The 17,926-nt window shown below is 39.0% G+C and carries 20 protein-coding genes; 18 read left to right on the top strand and 2 right to left on the bottom strand.

Translation table 11 applies throughout. The features are described from left to right. Positions 1–11 precede the first annotated feature (11 nt). The 7 genes from JMN32_RS02175 (at position 12) to JMN32_RS02145 (ending at position 3,535) form a co-directional block, all read left to right on the top strand. Positions 12–593, top strand: coding sequence for a cytochrome c oxidase subunit 3 (locus JMN32_RS02175; RefSeq protein ID WP_202854876.1), 582 nt, complete (start codon positions 12–14; stop codon positions 591–593). 22 nt (positions 594–615) lie between these two features. Next, positions 616–1,386 (top strand): cytochrome c oxidase subunit 3, encoded by a 771-nt coding sequence (locus JMN32_RS02170; RefSeq protein ID WP_202854637.1) that lies wholly within the window; start codon positions 616–618, stop codon positions 1,384–1,386. A gap of 20 nt (positions 1,387–1,406) precedes the next feature. Then, on the top strand, positions 1,407–1,745 hold the full coding sequence (locus JMN32_RS02165; protein WP_202854636.1) for a cytochrome C oxidase subunit IV family protein: 339 nt from the start codon (positions 1,407–1,409) through the stop codon (positions 1,743–1,745). A gap of 70 nt (positions 1,746–1,815) precedes the next feature. After that, positions 1,816–2,355: a hypothetical protein gene (locus JMN32_RS02160; protein ID WP_202854635.1), complete on the top strand. Its 540-nt coding sequence runs from the start codon at positions 1,816–1,818 to the stop codon at positions 2,353–2,355. Further along, entirely contained in the window at positions 2,339–2,866 is a 528-nt protein-coding gene (locus JMN32_RS02155) for a DUF420 domain-containing protein (protein WP_202854634.1), read from the top strand. The genes JMN32_RS02160 and JMN32_RS02155 overlap by 17 nt, the downstream gene beginning before the upstream one ends. A 41-nt stretch (positions 2,867–2,907) precedes the next feature. Continuing rightward, positions 2,908–3,177 carry a hypothetical protein gene (locus JMN32_RS02150; RefSeq protein ID WP_202854633.1) on the top strand — a complete coding sequence of 90 codons (270 nt, stop codon included), beginning with the start codon at positions 2,908–2,910 and terminating at the stop codon, positions 3,175–3,177. After that, positions 3,146–3,535, top strand: coding sequence for a DUF983 domain-containing protein (locus JMN32_RS02145; protein WP_238354312.1), 390 nt, complete (start codon positions 3,146–3,148; stop codon positions 3,533–3,535). The genes JMN32_RS02150 and JMN32_RS02145 overlap by 32 nt, the downstream gene beginning before the upstream one ends. A gap of 45 nt (positions 3,536–3,580) precedes the next feature. Here JMN32_RS02145 and JMN32_RS02140 read toward each other — a convergent pair whose 3' ends face one another. Beyond that, positions 3,581–4,156, bottom strand: a complete 576-nt coding sequence (locus JMN32_RS02140) for a hypothetical protein (protein ID WP_202854632.1) — start codon at positions 4,154–4,156, stop codon at positions 3,581–3,583. Between the two features lie 227 nt (positions 4,157–4,383). Between JMN32_RS02140 and JMN32_RS02135 the strand changes: the two genes are divergently transcribed. From JMN32_RS02135 to JMN32_RS02110, 6 genes are all read left to right on the top strand, one after another. After that, entirely contained in the window at positions 4,384–4,797 is a 414-nt protein-coding gene (locus JMN32_RS02135; protein WP_202854631.1) for a hypothetical protein, read from the top strand. A 72-nt stretch (positions 4,798–4,869) separates the two neighbouring features. Beyond that, positions 4,870–5,616 carry a helix-turn-helix transcriptional regulator gene (locus JMN32_RS02130; RefSeq protein ID WP_202854630.1) on the top strand — a complete coding sequence of 249 codons (747 nt, stop codon included), beginning with the start codon at positions 4,870–4,872 and terminating at the stop codon, positions 5,614–5,616. Beyond that, positions 5,588–5,917, top strand: coding sequence for a helix-turn-helix domain-containing protein (locus JMN32_RS02125; RefSeq protein ID WP_202854629.1), 330 nt, complete (start codon positions 5,588–5,590; stop codon positions 5,915–5,917). Before JMN32_RS02130 ends, JMN32_RS02125 begins: the two co-directional genes overlap by 29 nt. Before the next feature lie 79 nt (positions 5,918–5,996). After that, positions 5,997–6,254 carry a hypothetical protein gene (locus JMN32_RS02120; protein WP_202854628.1) on the top strand — a complete coding sequence of 86 codons (258 nt, stop codon included), beginning with the start codon at positions 5,997–5,999 and terminating at the stop codon, positions 6,252–6,254. A gap of 165 nt (positions 6,255–6,419) precedes the next feature. Further along, positions 6,420–6,893 (top strand): YHS domain-containing (seleno)protein, encoded by a 474-nt coding sequence (locus JMN32_RS02115; RefSeq protein ID WP_202854627.1) that lies wholly within the window; start codon positions 6,420–6,422, stop codon positions 6,891–6,893. Positions 6,894–6,955: 62 nt separating this feature from the next. Beyond that, the gene (locus JMN32_RS02110) at positions 6,956–7,537 is read left to right on the top strand and encodes a uracil-DNA glycosylase family protein (protein ID WP_202854626.1); all 582 of its coding nucleotides are present in this window, start codon (positions 6,956–6,958) and stop codon (positions 7,535–7,537) included. A 19-nt stretch (positions 7,538–7,556) separates the two neighbouring features. Here JMN32_RS02110 and JMN32_RS02105 read toward each other — a convergent pair whose 3' ends face one another. After that, on the bottom strand, positions 7,557–8,474 hold the full coding sequence (locus tag JMN32_RS02105; protein WP_202854625.1) for a ketopantoate reductase family protein: 918 nt from the start codon (positions 8,472–8,474) through the stop codon (positions 7,557–7,559). 105 nt (positions 8,475–8,579) lie between these two features. Between JMN32_RS02105 and JMN32_RS02100 the strand changes: the two genes are divergently transcribed. The 5 genes from JMN32_RS02100 to JMN32_RS02080 all read left to right on the top strand — a co-directional run bounded on the left by JMN32_RS02100 (position 8,580) and on the right by JMN32_RS02080 (position 17,919). Then, positions 8,580–9,413 carry a helix-turn-helix domain-containing protein gene (locus JMN32_RS02100; RefSeq protein ID WP_202854624.1) on the top strand — a complete coding sequence of 278 codons (834 nt, stop codon included), beginning with the start codon at positions 8,580–8,582 and terminating at the stop codon, positions 9,411–9,413. A gap of 195 nt (positions 9,414–9,608) precedes the next feature. Further along, entirely contained in the window at positions 9,609–13,280 is a 3,672-nt protein-coding gene (locus JMN32_RS02095) for a sensor histidine kinase (protein WP_202854623.1), read from the top strand. Then, positions 13,281–16,727 carry a hypothetical protein gene (locus JMN32_RS02090; RefSeq protein WP_202854622.1) on the top strand — a complete coding sequence of 1,149 codons (3,447 nt, stop codon included), beginning with the start codon at positions 13,281–13,283 and terminating at the stop codon, positions 16,725–16,727. Between the two features lie 92 nt (positions 16,728–16,819). After that, a complete protein-coding gene (locus JMN32_RS02085; RefSeq protein ID WP_202854621.1) occupies positions 16,820–17,359 on the top strand; it encodes an RNA polymerase sigma factor in 540 nt (179 codons plus the stop codon). Positions 17,360–17,361: 2 nt separating this feature from the next. After that, positions 17,362–17,919 (top strand): YciI family protein, encoded by a 558-nt coding sequence (locus tag JMN32_RS02080; protein ID WP_202854620.1) that lies wholly within the window; start codon positions 17,362–17,364, stop codon positions 17,917–17,919. The last annotated feature ends 7 nt before the right edge of the window (positions 17,920–17,926 follow it).

Raw genomic sequence — 17,926 nt, 5'->3', positions numbered from 1 at the left:
TAGAAATGGAGATGACATCAGATTTGAAATTAGTAGAAGAGCCCAAAAAACCATTATCAATGAACCCAAAGAAGTTTTCTCTTTGGTTGTTCATGATTACAGTAGTTATGATTTTCGCGGCCCTTACCAGCGGTTACATTGTAAGACAGGCTGAGGGCAATTGGGTAATGTTTGAGTTGCCTTTTGAAATGTGGGTGACCACAGGTATTATTTTACTAAGTAGTGCTACCATGCACTGGGCTTATCTCGAAGCTAAAAAAGACAACCTTGAGAGAGTGAAGTTGGCTATATCGGTTACTTCCGTTTTGGGTATCATGTTTCTCATAGGACAGTTCTACGTTTGGGGTGTTTTGGTAAATAGTGAAGTCTTTTTTGTAGGAAATCCTTCCGGGTCGTTTTTATACGTATTATCAGGTTTACACGGCTTACATATAGTGAGTGGTGTTATATTTCTGATAATTGTATTAATTTCAACCTTTAAGTATAAAGTACATTCAAAAAGCTTGAATCAGATTCAAATGTGTACAACGTATTGGCACTTTTTGGATGCACTTTGGATTTATTTATTTGTTTTTTTATTGTTGAATCATTAATTAGAGATTTAAAGAATCATTTATGTCAACTACCGCACATACAATTGATGACCCAAAGAGAAGTATTTGGGATGGTGGGCAGTCACCTTTGAAAGCGAGTTATGGTAAACTCATGATGTGGTTTTTCCTGCTTTCAGATGCTTTTACGTTTTCTGCCTTATTAATAACTTATGGATTAGTCAGATCTGCGCACCCAGCTTATGAAGGGGCGGCAGATGCTTTTTCATTTTCCAATAACTATTGGCCTATTCCTGAGAAGGTATTCGAAGCTGTACCTTTCTTGCACGGCATTAGTCTTCCATTGGTGTTCGTAGGTATCATGACTTTCATACTCATTATGAGTAGTGTTACCATGGTATTGGCGGTAGAAGCAGGACATAGAATGGATAGAAAGAATGTTGAGAAATGGATGTTATGGACAGTCATAGGAGGACTAACGTTTCTTGGATGTCAGGCATGGGAGTGGTCGCACTTCATCCATGGTACGGATGGAGGTACTGTAATGAAGTTTCTAGTGAATGGCGAATGGATAGAAAAAACCATTTTCGGAGCTAATTTATCGGTTAATCAATATGGCCCGTCTGATTTTGCGGCGTTCTTCTTTTTCATTACCGGGTTCCACGGTACTCACGTATTCAGTGGTGTGGTGTTGAACTTTATAATTTATTACAATACGATTACTGGAGTTTACGATAAAAGAGGTCATTATGAAATGGTTGAGAAGGTAGGGCTTTACTGGCACTTTGTAGACCTTGTTTGGGTATTCGTATTTACATTCTTTTATCTGGTTTAAGACTTTAAAATATTTATAATATGCACGCTGAAGAAACAACACACATTCAGGTACAAGCACCTGATAAAGCCAAGATTAGAAAAATATGGATGACTGCTGGCCTCCTGGCTATAATTACTGCCCTTGAATTCCTTGTAGCGTTTACTATTCCATTGGAAATGGAAGTAACCAGGGTTACAATTTTCGTGGGTATGACTATAGTTAAAGCTTTTTATATAGTTGGTGAATTCATGCACTTGAAGTATGAAGTTAAAGTATTGATTTGGTCTATTCTGATACCTATGATATTCATTGTATGGATGCTGGTAGCATTCGTTTATGAAGGTATGTCAATTTTTGATGACCGTTATTTAAATTAATAAGTATTAAATAAACAGATAAAATAAGGCTAGAGTACAATACTTTAGCCTTATTTTATATATAGCTACTGTGAATAAGATCATAAAAATTGTTTTTCTGATAATCATGCTGGCCATACCTTTGGCCATATTTATGTTTTTGAGAATTTTCGGAGAAAACCAGTTTGACATACCTGTTTACTATACCGATGGTGTGGATAAATCGTATGTGGGGTGTAGTTATGCTGATGGGCAGTTTTTAGTGCCTGATAGCCTTACCAACGGAGAAGTGTCACTGTTCATGTTTTTTAAAAATAATGAAACTTATAATTTAAAAGAGCTTAATAATCAACTTAATAGATTAATGGAATTGTATGCAGGAGATACACCAAAAGTGAGTATTTTTGCGGCAGATTCGTTGTCTGGAGTATCACGGTTAGATATCACTTCTTTGCCAAAACAGAGTATATGGTCGATAATGACGTGTGCTTTTGTAACTGACACTTATAATCAGTTTATTTTGGTGGATGCAGAAGGTCGAATACGAGGATATTATGATACGGACCTTGGGGAAATGGATAGACTTGTAGTAGAAATAAAGATTTTGTTGGAAAATGGAGCTCGCAAATAAGGAGTTAAAATATAGAAAATTGATCATCACGCTGTCTATAGTTATCCCTTTAGCTGTAGCCGTGTTGTTTGGAGTAAAGATAGAAGGGTATGATTTCACTTTTTTGCCACCTATTTATGCGACTGTCAACGGTTTAACTGCAGTATTACTTATTGCAGCTCTGGGAGCTATAAAAAATGGCAAGGTCAAATTACATGAGAATTTAATGAAAACATGCATAGGCTTGTCAGCCTCTTTTTTGGTGATGTATGTTTTGTATCACATGACAAGTGAGTCAACTCCATACGGAGGAGCCGGAGGTGTTCGTTATATCTATTTCTTTATTTTGATATCTCATATTTTACTTTCCATAGTTGTTATTCCGTTGGTGCTGTTCAGTTTTGTAAGAGCCCTGTCAGAGCAGTTTGATAAACATAGAAAGCTTGCGAAAATCACCTATCCCATATGGTTGTATGTAGCCATAACAGGTGTGGTTATTTATATTATGATTAGTCCTTACTATGTGCATTAGATAAGAACCAAAGAAGAATGGACTTTGTTTAGATAACCGATATGAAAGTATTATCCAAAATATTAACAATTTCTACAGCGTTCCTTATGTTAGGAACCGGAGACCTTTTAGCACAGTGTGCCATGTGTAGAGCCACGGTTGAAAACAACTTGAGCAACGGTGACATAGGTATAGGAGCCGGCCTTAATTTTGGTATCTTATATTTATTTGTTATGCCCTACCTGGCCATTGGTGTTGTAGGATTTTTATGGTATAGAAAAAGTAAACTTCAAGCCAAACATGAACAAAGCAGGCGCAATTATCAATGGTAAATGTCCCAGGTGTCGACAAGGGGATATTTTTAAGACTTCAGCTTTCAACCTTCTAGCTTTTTATAAAATGCACTCGCAGTGTGATGTATGTGGTCTGCACTATGAAAGAGAACCAGGTTTTTTCTTCGGAGCCATGTATATTAGCTACGCATTTTCTGTTGCAATTTTTGTTGCTGTAGGTGTGGCATTATCTTTTTTGGGCGATTTCTCATTGGAGGTATACTTACTCACTATTATCGGAGTAATAGCGCTGTTCTTGCCATTTCTGTTTAGGTATTCACGCATTCTGTTTTTACATATTTTTGGAGGTGTGGACTATGAACCAGGATATAAGAAGAAGGTGAGTGAAGTAGGGTAGACGTTAGAAAAGGAAGCAGCACGACACTTATCAAATAGTTGTACTTTATAGCATAGCGCTTTGATATTTTTGTTTCTGCCTAATGCTAAATATCATAGCTAAAATCAATCCAATTAGTCCGCCCACATAGCTGAAATTGTGCATTGACCCTACCATTATGAATTGTTTTTTTTTAATTAAGTTGTCGGGCATAAACCAGTTTGGAGGATTATTAACCAGAAATAATTGACCATATAAAAGCCCAATGATACCAGTTAGAAGAGCAACGCAAGTTGCTAACCCAAAAGCCTTTGATGTTGCTCTAAACATCTCTTTACCATTTTTATGAATTAAGCCTGTAAGCCCAAGAAAAATCCCAATAATAAGACCTGCCCACCAGGTTGCCAATGCTCCAACGATAGCAGCTCCAAATCTTGGACTCTTTAATAGAACTTCAGGAGCTTTTCCTGTTCCTACATTTTCTCCTAATCCCCAATTTTCCAGGCCGAATTGTGCGAACTTAAACTTGGTGTAATACTCTTCTGAAATGGAATAAGTTATTTGATCATGAATAATCCCATAAACTCCTCCAAGAATTGGAGCAATCAATAATATCAGAACTAATGCTGCTAATTTATTCATGTGTTTTTTCTTTAACAATGCCTCGATTAGGATTACGGAATAATTAAATAAAAAGATATGAATAAGGAATCAATATGACAAAACGAAGATTTAGGGTGGCTCCAATTATAGGGAGCGGTTGAAATTTGAAGTAAGGGAGTTTGCTTAAAGTAATTATGGTTCATGGAACATTGCTGAAACCCTTTATCCTAAAACCCGTTTTAAATAAGTCCCCAAATCAAATAAGTATGGAAAATCATTTCGACCTTTCTGATGCAGAATTTACGGATCAGTTTGCTAGTTGCAAACTTGATCCTGGTACCTTTAGTCACGAAGCTCATTTAAGACTAGCCTGGATTCTTATAGATAGACATGGCATTGAAATAGCTATTGAAAAGATACAGAAACAGCTTCAGAATTTTGTAGATCATATTGGGGCTCGTGATAAATATAACAAAACACTGACCGTGGCTGCGACCAAAGCGGTATATCATTTCATGCTGAAGTCACGTTCATCCAAATTCAAAAGCTTTATAGAGGAGTTCCCTCAACTAAAATCGAATTTTAGAGGGCTGATGGAAGCTCATTATGCCATTGATATTTACAATATACCAGAGGCAAAAACTCAATATCTGGAGCCTGACCTATTACCCTTTGACTAGGGAACCTATTTTAAGGAATAAAAACATCCTATGCCTGATCTTAATGCCTTAAATGTCGTTTAGGTAGTAATAATGGTTACCAAACTGATACCTGAAGCAAATAAGGTGTACTTTATCAATAAATACACCATGATGCATATTCTGGAAGGAACAGCAAGTATACAGGTGGATTTTAAAAACTTTCATGATTGGGACGATAAGTTGATCTTTCTTGAAAAAGGGCAATATATTAAGTTTTTATCTAGTGGGTTTATTGTAAGAAAGATTGAATTTGAAGATGACGAAATCTTTAAAAATCCAGAGTTTAGAGTACTGTTTAAGCATCTGATTTCATTGGGATATATCAATTTTGATGAATGTGCCGATTGCCAGAAATACCTTGAGCGCTCTATTTTTTCCAGACCAACAGAGATCCTTGATATTTCTTCTCAGCAATGGTATTGGCAAAACCCTTTTAATGCCGCTAATGAAGAGTATCACATCATTTTTGACGTCAAAGATATCATAGACCGTCAATTCAAAAGCCATCTGAAAAATGATCAAATTGTCAACCTTCTGGGGCAATATGACCTTAACCCGCAAGTCATCTACACTCAGAAAGTAGGTATTACAATTAATAAGTTGCTTGCTGATAAGCGACTGACCGAGTCTAAAAAGGATATTTCATTTACCAATAAAAGCATCAAGGAAATAGCCTATGATTTTGGATATAAAGATCCGGCATACTTCAACAGGGTGTTTAAGTCCCATACCGGACTTACACCAACAGAGTTTCGCCTCAACAGTGAGTTTGATAGAAAGAGACACTTTTGTAAGTGATATTCTGGACTTGCTGTACGCATTCCATACAGAACAGAGAAGAGTTGATTTCTATGCAGAGAAAATGAACCTTTCGGTAAAAACACTATCCAGAAAAGTGAAAGATAAATTACAGGTTTCCATAGGTCAGTTGATCAGGCAGGAGATTATAAAAACATCTAAGAAATACCTTAAAATTGGTATGTCGGTGAATGAGATAGCCAGAACGCTAAATTTTGAAGAACCTAACCATTTTACAGCCTTCTTTAAGCAATACGTAGGGGTGCCTCCCTCAGACTACCCAAATCCAAAAGTACAATAGAAGGGAAATTTTCCGTAGCAAGTTCCTTACAGGTCCACCTCATCTTTACAGTATAGAGTTTTAAAAACATATACTGTTTATGATGGATCTGAAAATTCAAGTAAAAGAAATGGATGACATGGTATCACAAGGTGATATTGTGAATGCGGTAAAGAAATACTTCGCTGAAACCGCCACTACATCCGATTATGGTGAAGTAACCACCGATGGTAAAGTGCAGATGATAGAAAAGATGGTAGGTTTTACACAGGCGATTGCCAAAGTCAATGGGATTGCACACCGTCACACCTTGGTGGATGGAAGTACTTCCATACCCTTAGTTTTAACACGCACCTAACCATTGATCTGGTAGCGGCCACTACTTTCTCCATTGCCCCTTTTGTATTGGGGTTTGAGGGTGTGGATATGCATTACTATATCGCTAACGCGGTTGTCGTTTTTTAGTCGTTGCACTCAGCGATAACTGCTGTTCAATTAATCAACACATTTAAACTTTATTGAAATGAAAAATCTAATTAAAATATACACATTGGTTACGGCCATGCTTATGACATCTTTTGTGCTGGCACAAGATAAAAAAGCTTATAATATTGACAACAGCAATATAGCTCTTGAGGGATACAGCCCTGTTTCGTATTTGAATCTTGGTCTTGCCCAGAAAGGAATCAGAGAGTTTAAGTCAGAGTATGACAAAGTGGTTTACTACTTTACTTCAGCAGAACAAAAGGCAGCTTTTGATAAGAGCCCGAAGAAGTATCTGCCCCAATATGGAGGGTATTGTGCCTTTGGGGTTTATGCTGGGGCTAAATTTCGTCCTGATCCCAATAAGTTCATCGTTAAAGATGGGAAGTATTTTCTGTACCTGTATAACCTGGAGCTGGATGCCCAACAGCTATGGCTGACAGAGAATAATCATGACAAGCTGGTGAAAAAGGCTGATGAGAACTGGGAAAACTTAAAAAACACTTATAATTAACAGGTGTTGGCCTGAGGTGAGTTTTTGAAGACTTCACTCCAGGCTTACCCAACATAAAATGCATGAATAAATTACTGGAAGAAATACGTAATTGTACAATTTGCCTGCCGCACCTCGAACATGGCGTAAATCCTGTATTGGCTGCACATAAGAAGAGTCGAATAGCCATTGTAGGTCAAGCCCCTGGTAGTGTGGTACATCAAACAGGAGTGCCTTGGGATGATAAAAGTGGGGATAGGCTGCGGCAATGGCTGGGACTTGGTCCACAAGAATTTTACGCCCCTGAGTTAGTGGCCCTGATCCCTATGGGGTTTTGTTATCCTGGAAAAGGTAAGTCAGGTGACCTTCCTCCAAGGAAAGAGTGTGCGGCAACCTGGCACGATAAATTGTTTAAAGAACTGGAGACAATAGAGCTTACTATATTAATTGGTTCTTATGCACAAAAGCATTATTTAAAAAAACAACAAATGGCGACGCTCACCGAAACAGTTAAAAACTTTCGTGCCTACCTGCCACACACCTTTGTTTTGCCACACCCTTCTCCAAGGAATAATATTTGGATGAAAAAGAACCCGTGGTTTGAAAGCGAGCTACTGCCCGAATTGAAAAAGGCGGTAGCTTTTGTTGTGAATGCGGTTAGATAGATGAAAATATTCCCGAGCATCAAGCCAGGCTTAAAATCTTCTCATTTACCTCCTGATACACCGGTATATTAATACCAAGTTGTTGACCAAGTTCAATAACGTGGTCAACCAGGAAATCCTTTTCAGTAATATTTCCGGATTCAAAGTCCAGCTGCAATGAAGATTTTGCTCCATATGGGAATTTTGACAGCATGTCTTTTGATGTTGAAATGTCACCTTCAGACAACAATACCCCTTTTTTGTCAGCCAGAGATTGAATTTCAATCATCATGCTTTCCAGCATGTCCATCAGATGCTTACTTTCTAGCAGCTGTCCGAAAGTTATGTTATAAGCCGTAGTTATGGCCGCAACAGGGGCTACAAAAAGGTACTTTTTCCAAAGTACTTTTTTGATATTTTCTTCATAAGTAACATCAAGGCCACCTTCTACTAACAAATCGGTTAACCACTGATATTTGTCAGCTGGTTCTCCACCAATGAATATTTTGCCGGGGCCTCCTACATGCTGAATATATCCTGGGTGCTTTACATTGGAGGCAACATATATGCAGCCCTCTATGATTTGACCTTTGTCGAGATATTGGCGAATAAGCTCTTTGCTGTTAACTAAATTTTGTAGAGTTATAATTACTGTATGCTCACCTATACATTTTTTATAGGTTTTGATCAATGCCTTGACCGAATATGACTTGCAGGCCAGGATAATTACATCCAATATGCCAGCTTCTTCAGGGCTATCTGTAACTAAATATGGCCTTGCCGTTTCAGTTCCTTTTGGAGACTCCAGAGTTAAACCATTTTGTACAATTGCGGCTTTTGTTGTTCCTCTGCAAATAAATATAACCTGTACCTGTTCATCGATGCCAAAGCTCTTTGCCAGAGGAGTCCCTACGAAGCCTCCGATTCCACCCATGCCGGCTATAGCTATTTTTTTCATATTTTACTTTTTTGTTTGGTTTGAGTACCGGGCAAAGTAAAACTTCCAGAGATAATATGTTGCTGTATAAATGTAGGTTAGTTTTGTATCAATAAAGGTCTTGAAATGGACAGAACATTTTTTATTTACCGTGACTTCGAGGTTTACTCAGTTGATGAGTATTCATGGCGGAAAGAAAGGCATCGGCATAATTTTTTTGAGCTACTTTTTATTGAGTTTGGTACCGGTACTCATATTTTAAATACCAATGAACATCAGTACAAAAGTAATGATGTCTATTTTCTGACACCTGGTGATATTCATTCATTTAGAACCATTGAACCCACTCGGTTTCATTGCCTTCGCTTTTTGCCTGGTTTCTTCAGTGGTGTGGGGGAGGTTAGCGAATTAGAGAAATTATTTTACTATCATAACAGAACCCAGGGGTGCTTGACATTGGAGAGCAGTGATCAAGCATTTTTTGAATCACTGATATTAAAAGTTGTTAGTGAGGCAGCTCAGCATAAGAAAAGGCATAATGAGCTCATCAGGCATTTAATGAGTAGCATTTTGCAGTTAATACTCAGAAGTGTAACCGTGAAGAAGGGCATTAACTCTGGGAAGAATACTGAAGATCTTCGGGTGGATAATATTTTGAGTTATATCCGTGCAAATATTACTAATCCACATCTGCTGAAAAAAAGGATAATAGCAGAGCGATTCAGTGTTTCTGTAAACTATATTGGAGAGTACGTTAAAAAGCACTTAAACGTATCGTTAAGAGAGTATATAGAGGAATGCAAGATGCAAATAATTAAAAAAAGGCTTACTCAGGGCAACAGAACATTTTCTGAGATAGGAAGTGATTTGGGGTTTATTGATAGCAGTCATTTTAATAGATTCATTCGTCGAAATACAGGTAAGTCACCATCTGAATTCAGAGCATTGCTCAATAAATAAGTTTTGTGATTTGCAGGGGGTGGTATGGAGCTTGTGTCCTCTAACTGAGTGAAGTCGTTTATTTTGAGAAAAAGACATTAAATTGATTGATGATCGAGTATACTACTCATTCATGTTAGATATTTGGCTTATTTTTAGTCAACTGTAAGAGAAAAGAAAAGCGAATTGGATCACTATTTTTTATTATTGTTAAAGTTGTTTAAATCAAAATCATATTACCTGTTAGGCGGAGGCTTGGTAGCACTGGTGATAGCCGTTATACTTTCCATTGGTTTTGTGAACAGGCAGAAACCGGAAGAGGCTAATGTTCGTGAAATCCGGAATAACCTGGATAGAGAGATCACCAATCTTCAAAAACAGGTAGTGCCGATCCTCGAAACCCTTGAAAGGGATGAACATATTAATTTTTCAGATGTTCAGCCTTCCTCGTACCCATTCTATATTTTTAAGAAAGGGCGAATGATCTACTGGTCAGATTATCGTTTTGTGCCTGATTACCGCTATCTGAAGGGTGATTACACTTTGAAATTGGTGAGGACCTTACGGAAAGATTTTCTTTCCAGAAGATGGGCTATTAATAATAGCGACTTTGAGGTGTATGGTATTATTCCGCTGCATAATGACTATAAGATTGATAATAACTATGTGCAATCCGGCTATAACAGGGACATATTTCCTGCCCAAGATCTGAATATATATGATTCCCGGCACAAAGGGGGGAGTGATGTATGTATCAATAATACGGAGTGCCTGTTCAAGGTTGATTTTCAGGAAGGGTATGTGCAGAAGAACCTGATGGTAAATATTGCAACATTGGTTTTGTATGCCATAGGAGCTATTTTTATACTTATTTTTGTAGCGGGCAGGGCACGGAGTATTGCAGGAAGGTATAGCTTACTTTTTGTAAGTAGCTTTTTGTTTCTGCTCAGAATATTGATGCTATTATTCAATTTCCCTGAATCACTTCTACAAACTTCTCTTTTTGATTCCAGGCATTTTGCATCGTCCGCTTTCAACCCTTCTTTCGGAGACCTTTTTCTTAATATTTGTTGCCTGCTTATAGTTTCAGTGCTTTTGTTCAGGCATTATCATCATTTCCTATTTGTAAAGTATATCTTAAGAGCACCTGCTACCACCAAAAGGATAGTGGCTATTATATTGGGAGGTTTATTGTTTCTTACATTTCACTATCAGTACCTTATATTTCAAACGGTATATCATAACTCCCAGATCACTTATGACATCAACCAAACTATACGTTTTGACGGGAACAGGATCATGGGGTTTATTATTTTTATTACTAACACCTCGATAGTATTTCTACTTTTTCATGTTCTTTTTAGGTTGCTTCAGGCTATTAGCAGAAGCCCTCAGTTTGTTGTCTATAATTTCCTGACAGGAATGCTCACATTTGTAGCAGTTAACTTCTTTATTGGTCAGCAATTTCTCCCGGCAGTGGTCGTAGCATCATTATATTTTGTTATCCTTATACTCACTAAGCTGCCGAAGTATATCTCAAGACTAAGGTACAACACATTTCTTTACCTCTTTTCAGGTATACTGGCGTCATCCCTGATCGGTACCCTCGCCATGTACGAGTTTGATAGTGAGCGAGAGCATGATCGCAAGGTTAAATTCGCTAACCAGTTTCTGATTGAAAATGATAATCTGGCCGAGTTTCTGCTCTCTGAGGCCAATGATAAGATCAGAGAAGACGTTTTTATTCAGAGTAGAATGTCAAGCCCGTTCCTCTCCAAGGATATAGTAAAGTCTAAGATCAGGCAAGTCTATTTGAGCAACTATTTTGATAAGTATGATGTGCAGATCTACCTGTATAATGCCAATGGTAAGCCTTTAGAGAGTTCTCCAGGAAGCCTGATACCCAGTGAGATCAAGAAATTTAATGTAGGTGAATATAAAACACCATATGATGGTATCTACTTCATCAACAGACTGGGACTGAAGGCATCTAAACGATATTTGAACTTTATTGAAGTGAAGAAACGAGGGATACTGGTTGGTTATGTTATACTGGATCTGAATCTCAAACGGATTATTCCAGACAATGTGTATCCCGAATTGCTGGTTGATAACCGGTTTCTGTTTCCATATCAGAATTCGAATTATAGCTATGCAGTCTTCATCGATGATGACATCAACTATCACTCCGGGGATTACAATTACATTGTAGATTTTGATAAAGAAAACCTTTCAGACCCTGATTTATTTGAGGATGGTATCAAGGTAGCGGGATATAGGCATCTGGCCGTTAAGGATCAAAAAGGCAGAATTGTAGTCATTAGTTCCAATAATCACCCATATTCGGACCTTGTTTCAAACTTTTCATTCCTCTTTTTGATACAGGTGTTCATCATATTGCTAATGGCTATTGGCTACGCATTTTATTTCAATTTCCAGAATACCAGCCTTAATTACTCAACAAAAATACAACTGTACCTCAATGTCGCTTTCTTTTTACCACTGTTTGCTGTTAGTATTACTACCCTCAGCCTTATCAATTCATCATTTAAAAAAGAAGTCAATGAAGAATACTACCGTAAAGCAGAGAGTATAAGCAACAATATTAGCGATGATCTTGACGAATTTGTGAGCAGCGTTAATGTAGACCGCGAAGATTTGCCGAACCAACTTTCGGAAGTTTCCAAATTTGCAGGTGTGGATGTTAACCTTTTCAGCGTGAGAGGGAAGTTGTTGGCTTCAAACCAACCAATGATCTATGAGAATAATCTACTGTCCAGGTTTATAAACCCAGTGGCTTATGCTAAAATAAAAGAGCAGGGACACAATGCCTATGTTACCCGAGAGTCGGTGGGCAAGTTGCAATATAACACCACATTTTATGGGGTTAAATCTTTTGATACCGGAGAGTTGATAGGTATGGTAAGTATACCATTCTTTCAGTCGGAGTATGCGTTGGAGCAAAACCAGATTGAAGTGCTGACCAACGTGATTAATATATTCACCAGTATTTTTATCGTATTTTTGATGATCTCCTACCTGGCTGCCAAGTGGCTGACCTTTCCTTTGGTTTTTATCACTCAAAAGTTGAAAAAGACAACACTAACGTCTTTTAACGAACCATTGGTCTGGCACGCAGATGATGAGATAGGTTTGATGGTAGGTGAATACAATCGCATGTTAGTTAAACTTGAGGAAAGTAAGAAAGCTCTGGCCAGAAGTGAGAAAGAGTCGGCATGGCGAGAAATAGCCCAGCAAGTGGCTCATGAAATCAAGAACCCGCTCACCCCAATGAAACTTACTTTACAACACCTGAGCAGGAGACTTCAGGGCAAACATGATGATGATGAACTGGAAAAACCGATAACCAGTTTGCTGAAACAAGTAGATACATTAAATGATATTGCTTCCTCTTTCAGCTCTTTTGCAAAAATGCCCATTCCAGAATATGAACCATACGAATTTAGTGCTGTGCTCAAGAATACCGTGAACCTCCATAGTAGTACGGAGGATGTTACTATCCATCTGCATATGCCGGATCATCCGGTCCTAACAGTAGGCGATGAGCAGTTGATGGGCCGTATTATTTCCAATATAATCATCAACGCTATACAGGCCAAAGAGGGTGAAACCCTGACTATAGAGGTGATGTTAACAGAAATGAAGGCCATGAAATTGTTATTGGAGATAAAGGATAATGGGCCGGGCATAGATGAATCCATTCATAGCAAAATATTTATACCTAATTTCAGTACAAAAGAGACCGGTTCTGGTATTGGCTTGGCTATTGCGAAGCATGGCGTGGAACATGCAGGAGGAAAGATCTGGTTTGAGACTGAACTTGAAAAGGGTACCTCGTTTTTTATCGAATTGCCAACCGTCGGTTAAGTGTTGAGGCCAATTATCATATTGGTTACACTTTGTGCTATTAGTTTTCCTGGCTTTACCCAGGAAGGTGGGCCGAAGTGTAAGTGGGTAAAAAACTTTGGTCAGCCGTTATCATTAGATAGCCTTTCAATTGTACCTAATACCCTAAAAATACAGCACGGTGATAGCAGCGCCTTTTCCGTAGAGCAAAACATTACAAAAGGAGAGGTGATTATAAACACACAACTACAACTGGATTCAGTACTAATATGCTATGAGGTATTCCCCTTTAGTTTTCACCAGCAGTATTACCACCGTAGCCTTGAAATATATGACTCTAATGCGTATTTCAAAGACCCGGTAAAACAAGAAGATCAACTACTGAAACGTGAGGAATTGTTTGCTATTGAAGGGTTAAACAAAAGTGGAAGTATCAGTCGGGGGATATCCTTTGGTAACAATCAGGACGTGTTTGTTAATTCCACACTTAATTTGAACCTGGAAGGAAAACTGACAGATGATCTGAACATCAGGGCAGCCATTACAGACCAGAATGTACCCTTTCAGCCAGAGGGAAACACTCAGCAACTTCAGGATTTTGATAACGTTTTTATTCAGGTTTATAACGATAACTTTTCTATCACCGGAGGGGACGTAGTACTGAAGAACAAACCATCCTATTTCATGAGATACTACAAAAACGTGCAGGGTGGGCTTGCTGAAGTAAAATATAATTTAACAGATAGCATAAGTGCCACAACGTCGTTGGGGGTTTCAGTAGCAAAAGGAAAGTTTGCATCAGTATTAGTACCTGCTCTTGAGGGGGTATTGGGGCCTTATAGGATTCCGGGACCGGATAATGAAAGCTTTGTAATTATACTTGCTAACTCAGAGCGGGTGTTTCTTGATGGAAGGAGGTTAGAACGAGGTTTTAATAACGATTATGTGATTGATTACAACAGTGGTGAGATCACTTTCACTAATCAGGTTTTGATAACCCAGTTCTCCAGGATCAGAATTGACTATGAGTATTCAGATCAAAACTATAGTCGCTCTATAACCGCAGCAAGCCACTATCAGCAGATGGGTAAGCTGGAACTTTTTGTAAATGCCTATAGCGAAAAGGATAACCGCAACAGACCATTACTACTTGACCTTACCAATGAGGATAAAATATTGCTTAGTAATGTTGGTGATGAACTGCAGCAAGCCGTGATCTCATCTGCGGATAGCGTGGAGTATAGCAACGAACTCATTCTTTACGAGAAGACAGATACCACCGACCTAGATGGAGCGTTAAAAGAAGTTTATCGGTATAGTACTGATCCGGGTGTGGCTATGTACAAAGTCACCTTTTCTAATGTAGGTTTGGGTAATGGAAACTATGTTCAGGCACAAACCACTGCTAATGGAAGAGTCTTCGAGTGGGTGTCGCCTGTGAGCGGTGTGCCTCAGGGACAATATGAGCCAGTGGTCAAAATTCCTGCTCCCAATAAAAAACAGTTGGTCAATATAGGAGCTGAATACAAGGTCGGGAAATTTGAGAAAATCTTTGCTGAAGTAGCTTTTTCTGATCAGGATGTGAATCTCTTTTCAGAGTTGGATAGTAAGGATGATAAAGGGTTTGCCATTAAATCCGGTATTGCGTCAGAGGGAAGACCCATCAGTTTTTTACCGGAATATAAATGGTCGCTATATAGTGATTTTGAATTTGATGAAAGATATTTTAATCCCATAGACCGGTTCAGGTATATCGAGTACGATAGAGACTGGGGCTATGATCCTGCTACAGACCGTCGCAGAGCTGCCGACCGGATAGTAAATGCCGGTGTTGGTATGAGGAAGAATGCTGATAACGGAGTGGCGTATGATATTAGCTATAGAAACCGCCCTGGTCAGGTAGATGGTTTTCAGCATCGAGCTAAGTTTGATAAAAGTGTGGGGAAATTCTTTTTAAAAACATCCATGTTCAGGCTGGATACCCGGCAGGATTCGCTCACCGAAACCTGGACGAGATACTCTGCTGATGTATCATATAGGTCCAAGTGGGTAATACCTGGTTATGTTAGGCAGGTAGACAAAAACAGGGTGGAGGCTCAACCCGCTGACTCCGTGGTAAGGTCTGCCATGTACTTCGAGGAACATACATTTTACCTCAAAAGTGGAAAAGGTTCACCAGTTGATTTTGATATTAGACATAGTATAAGGGAAGACAAAAGGCCTTTGGAAGGAATAATGGCCGAGTATTCAAACTCTAATACCAGTCGGTTAACTGCAAGCACTGATTTAGGTAAGCACAAAATCAAAGTGCTGTTTACCTATAGAAACCTGGAAAATCTTTTTCTCGATGAAGATGAAGAAACTGTATCTGGCAGGCTGGACTGGCAAAGTACTTGGCTTGACAGGCATGTGAGATCTGATCTGACTTATACCATTTCTAATAGCCGGGAGCCAAAACGTGAATTCGTCTACATCAAAGTGCCTCCTGGTGAGGGTACCCATACCTGGAGAGACCTAAATGAGGACGGTATTCAGGATCTCAACGAGTTCTTTGAAGCCATTAATCCTGACGAGAGAAATTATGCTAAAATATTTATACCAACCAATGAGTTTGTTACAGCATTTCAAAATCTGTTTATCTATAGAATCTCGTTGGAAATGCCAAGAGCATGGAGAAAAGAGGCCGGACTGAAGAAATTTTTAAGCAGCTTTTCAAATAATACCTCATGGTCTGCGGATGTTAAAACGACTGACAGCAACCTGGACACGAGGCTGTTTGCCTTTGCGAAAGGTTCCGGGGAAGAGAAGCTGCTATCTGAGAAAAATATTTTGAGGTCGACATTATTTTATAACCGTACCAGTCCAAAATACGGTGCAGAGGTGGGGTATTTCAATTCGGGGCTTAGACAGCTGTTACAAGGAGGCTTTGAGTCCAGAGATATCGAAGAGTATACACTTGGGGTAAGGGTGAATCTGTCGAGAGTATACAGCCTGAATATTAAAACATCTGCCGCAACCAAAGCTGTGAATTCAGACTTTCTGGAAGGAAGGAACTACCTGATAGATTCGAGAAAAATAAACCCGGAGATTGCCTGGCAACCAAAAGGAAACATCCGTATTTCAGCACAATACGGATATGAAAGCAAGGAAAATAACTATACTTCCGAGTCGGTAGAGAGTGCATACCTGAATGAATATATCCTGGATGTTAAGCTTAACAAAGCCGTGAGGAGCACCTTCAATGCCCGGCTCAGGTATGTAGAGATTGACTTTCAAGGGGAGGAGAACAGTCCCATAGGTTACGACCTTCTTAATGCCCTTCGTCCTGGGGAAAATATTTCTTGGGGAGTTAACTGGCAGCGAAAAATCACCTCAGGCCTTCAACTTAACCTTAGCTATGACGGCCGCAAGTCAGAAAATGTTGATGTGATACACATAGGTCGTGTGCAGGTCAGTGCCCTTTTTTAGGCTTCCTCCGGGTACATCTTAAAATAATTTAATCCTCATACAACTATTTGGTCGCACCAAACCACTAACTTATATCACCTAGCGATATAATCATGTATTCTGAAAAAGAACTTGCTGATCAGTTTTTGAAAGACAGGAGTGAGGAGGCATTTCGGGTATTATACCGAATGAAAACGCCAGGTCTCTTTCGGTTGGCCCTTCAGCTTTGCCGACAAGATCAGTATTTGGCAGAAGAAGCCATCCAGGAAATGTGGATCATAGGGGTCCGTAAACTGAATGATTTTCAATGGCGCTCTAACCTACAAACTTGGCTAACCGGTATCCTCATCAATGTAGTAAAGGGACAACAAAGGAAAAATATCAGGCAACAGGATAATCTGGAAGAAAGCCTTCAAGGGCAGGATAATGTTGTATTGCCGGAGGTATTTACCTCGTATGATCTCAGAGAAGCCATTTCAAGACTGCCCGATGGATACCAGCAGATTATTATTTTGCATGATATAGAAGGTTATACCCATAAAGAAATCGGTGAGATGTTGAATATCAATGATGGTACGAGCAAAAGCCAGCTCTTTAATGCACGCAAGGCCGTGCGTACATATTTAAGTGAAAAGCACACTAAACAAAATTAGTCATGAATAACCACGAACAACTAACGCCGGCGGAAAAAGAGGCATTTGAAGCTTTGAGGCAACCTGTTCAGCCGGATATTCATTTGGAAGAACGGATAGTGAAGCGGTTGAAAGATGAGAACCTTATCAGTAAAACTCCTGCCTGGAAAGACTGGGGATTGAAGATAGCGGCTTCCATTGCTTTGATTGCAGTAGGAATTATAATCGGAAAAATAATATACCCACCAATGGAAACACAGTCACAATTTAACTACATGCTGGTGCTCTATGAAGATGGAAGATTTACTCCGTCCAGCCCGGAAGAAATGTTTACGGAATACTCGAAATGGATGGAAGGAATTCAGGAGCAGGGAGTAACAATTGGTGGGCAGGAAATGAAGCCATCGTCTTTGTTTCTGGAGCCAGATGGCACCCAGGTTTCAGATGATAATGTACGTAGGGTAGGAGGGTATTTTGTGATCAATGCCGGTTCACTCGACCAGGCTATGAAAATAGCTCAGGATAGTCCCCATCTTAAATATGGAGGGAGCATAGAAGTAAAAGAATTTATGATCAGATAAATGAATC

It is taken from the genome of Fulvivirga marina (genome assembly GCF_016775155.1).
GTDB classification, from domain to species: domain Bacteria; phylum Bacteroidota; class Bacteroidia; order Cytophagales; family Cyclobacteriaceae; genus Fulvivirga; species Fulvivirga marina.
This window is presented reverse-complemented; position numbering and strand designations above follow the sequence as displayed.

Coding starts and splice junctions, on each gene's coding strand:
- JMN32_RS02175 (WP_202854876.1), top strand. CDS start 12: ATGACATCAGATTTGAAATTAGTAGAAGAGCCCAAAAAACCATTATCA.
- JMN32_RS02170 (WP_202854637.1), top strand. CDS start 616: ATGTCAACTACCGCACATACAATTGATGACCCAAAGAGAAGTATTTGG.
- JMN32_RS02165 (WP_202854636.1), top strand. CDS start 1,407: ATGCACGCTGAAGAAACAACACACATTCAGGTACAAGCACCTGATAAA.
- JMN32_RS02155 (WP_202854634.1), top strand. CDS start 2,339: ATGGAGCTCGCAAATAAGGAGTTAAAATATAGAAAATTGATCATCACG.
- JMN32_RS02150 (WP_202854633.1), top strand. CDS start 2,908: ATGAAAGTATTATCCAAAATATTAACAATTTCTACAGCGTTCCTTATG.
- JMN32_RS02145 (WP_238354312.1), top strand. CDS start 3,146: ATGAACAAAGCAGGCGCAATTATCAATGGTAAATGTCCCAGGTGTCGA.
- JMN32_RS02140 (WP_202854632.1), bottom strand. CDS start 4,156: ATGAATAAATTAGCAGCATTAGTTCTGATATTATTGATTGCTCCAATT.
- JMN32_RS02135 (WP_202854631.1), top strand. CDS start 4,384: ATGGAAAATCATTTCGACCTTTCTGATGCAGAATTTACGGATCAGTTT.
- JMN32_RS02130 (WP_202854630.1), top strand. CDS start 4,870: ATGGTTACCAAACTGATACCTGAAGCAAATAAGGTGTACTTTATCAAT.
- JMN32_RS02120 (WP_202854628.1), top strand. CDS start 5,997: ATGATGGATCTGAAAATTCAAGTAAAAGAAATGGATGACATGGTATCA.
- JMN32_RS02115 (WP_202854627.1), top strand. CDS start 6,420: ATGAAAAATCTAATTAAAATATACACATTGGTTACGGCCATGCTTATG.
- JMN32_RS02110 (WP_202854626.1), top strand. CDS start 6,956: ATGAATAAATTACTGGAAGAAATACGTAATTGTACAATTTGCCTGCCG.
- JMN32_RS02105 (WP_202854625.1), bottom strand. CDS start 8,474: ATGAAAAAAATAGCTATAGCCGGCATGGGTGGAATCGGAGGCTTCGTA.
- JMN32_RS02100 (WP_202854624.1), top strand. CDS start 8,580: ATGGACAGAACATTTTTTATTTACCGTGACTTCGAGGTTTACTCAGTT.
- JMN32_RS02085 (WP_202854621.1), top strand. CDS start 16,820: ATGTATTCTGAAAAAGAACTTGCTGATCAGTTTTTGAAAGACAGGAGT.
- JMN32_RS02080 (WP_202854620.1), top strand. CDS start 17,362: ATGAATAACCACGAACAACTAACGCCGGCGGAAAAAGAGGCATTTGAA.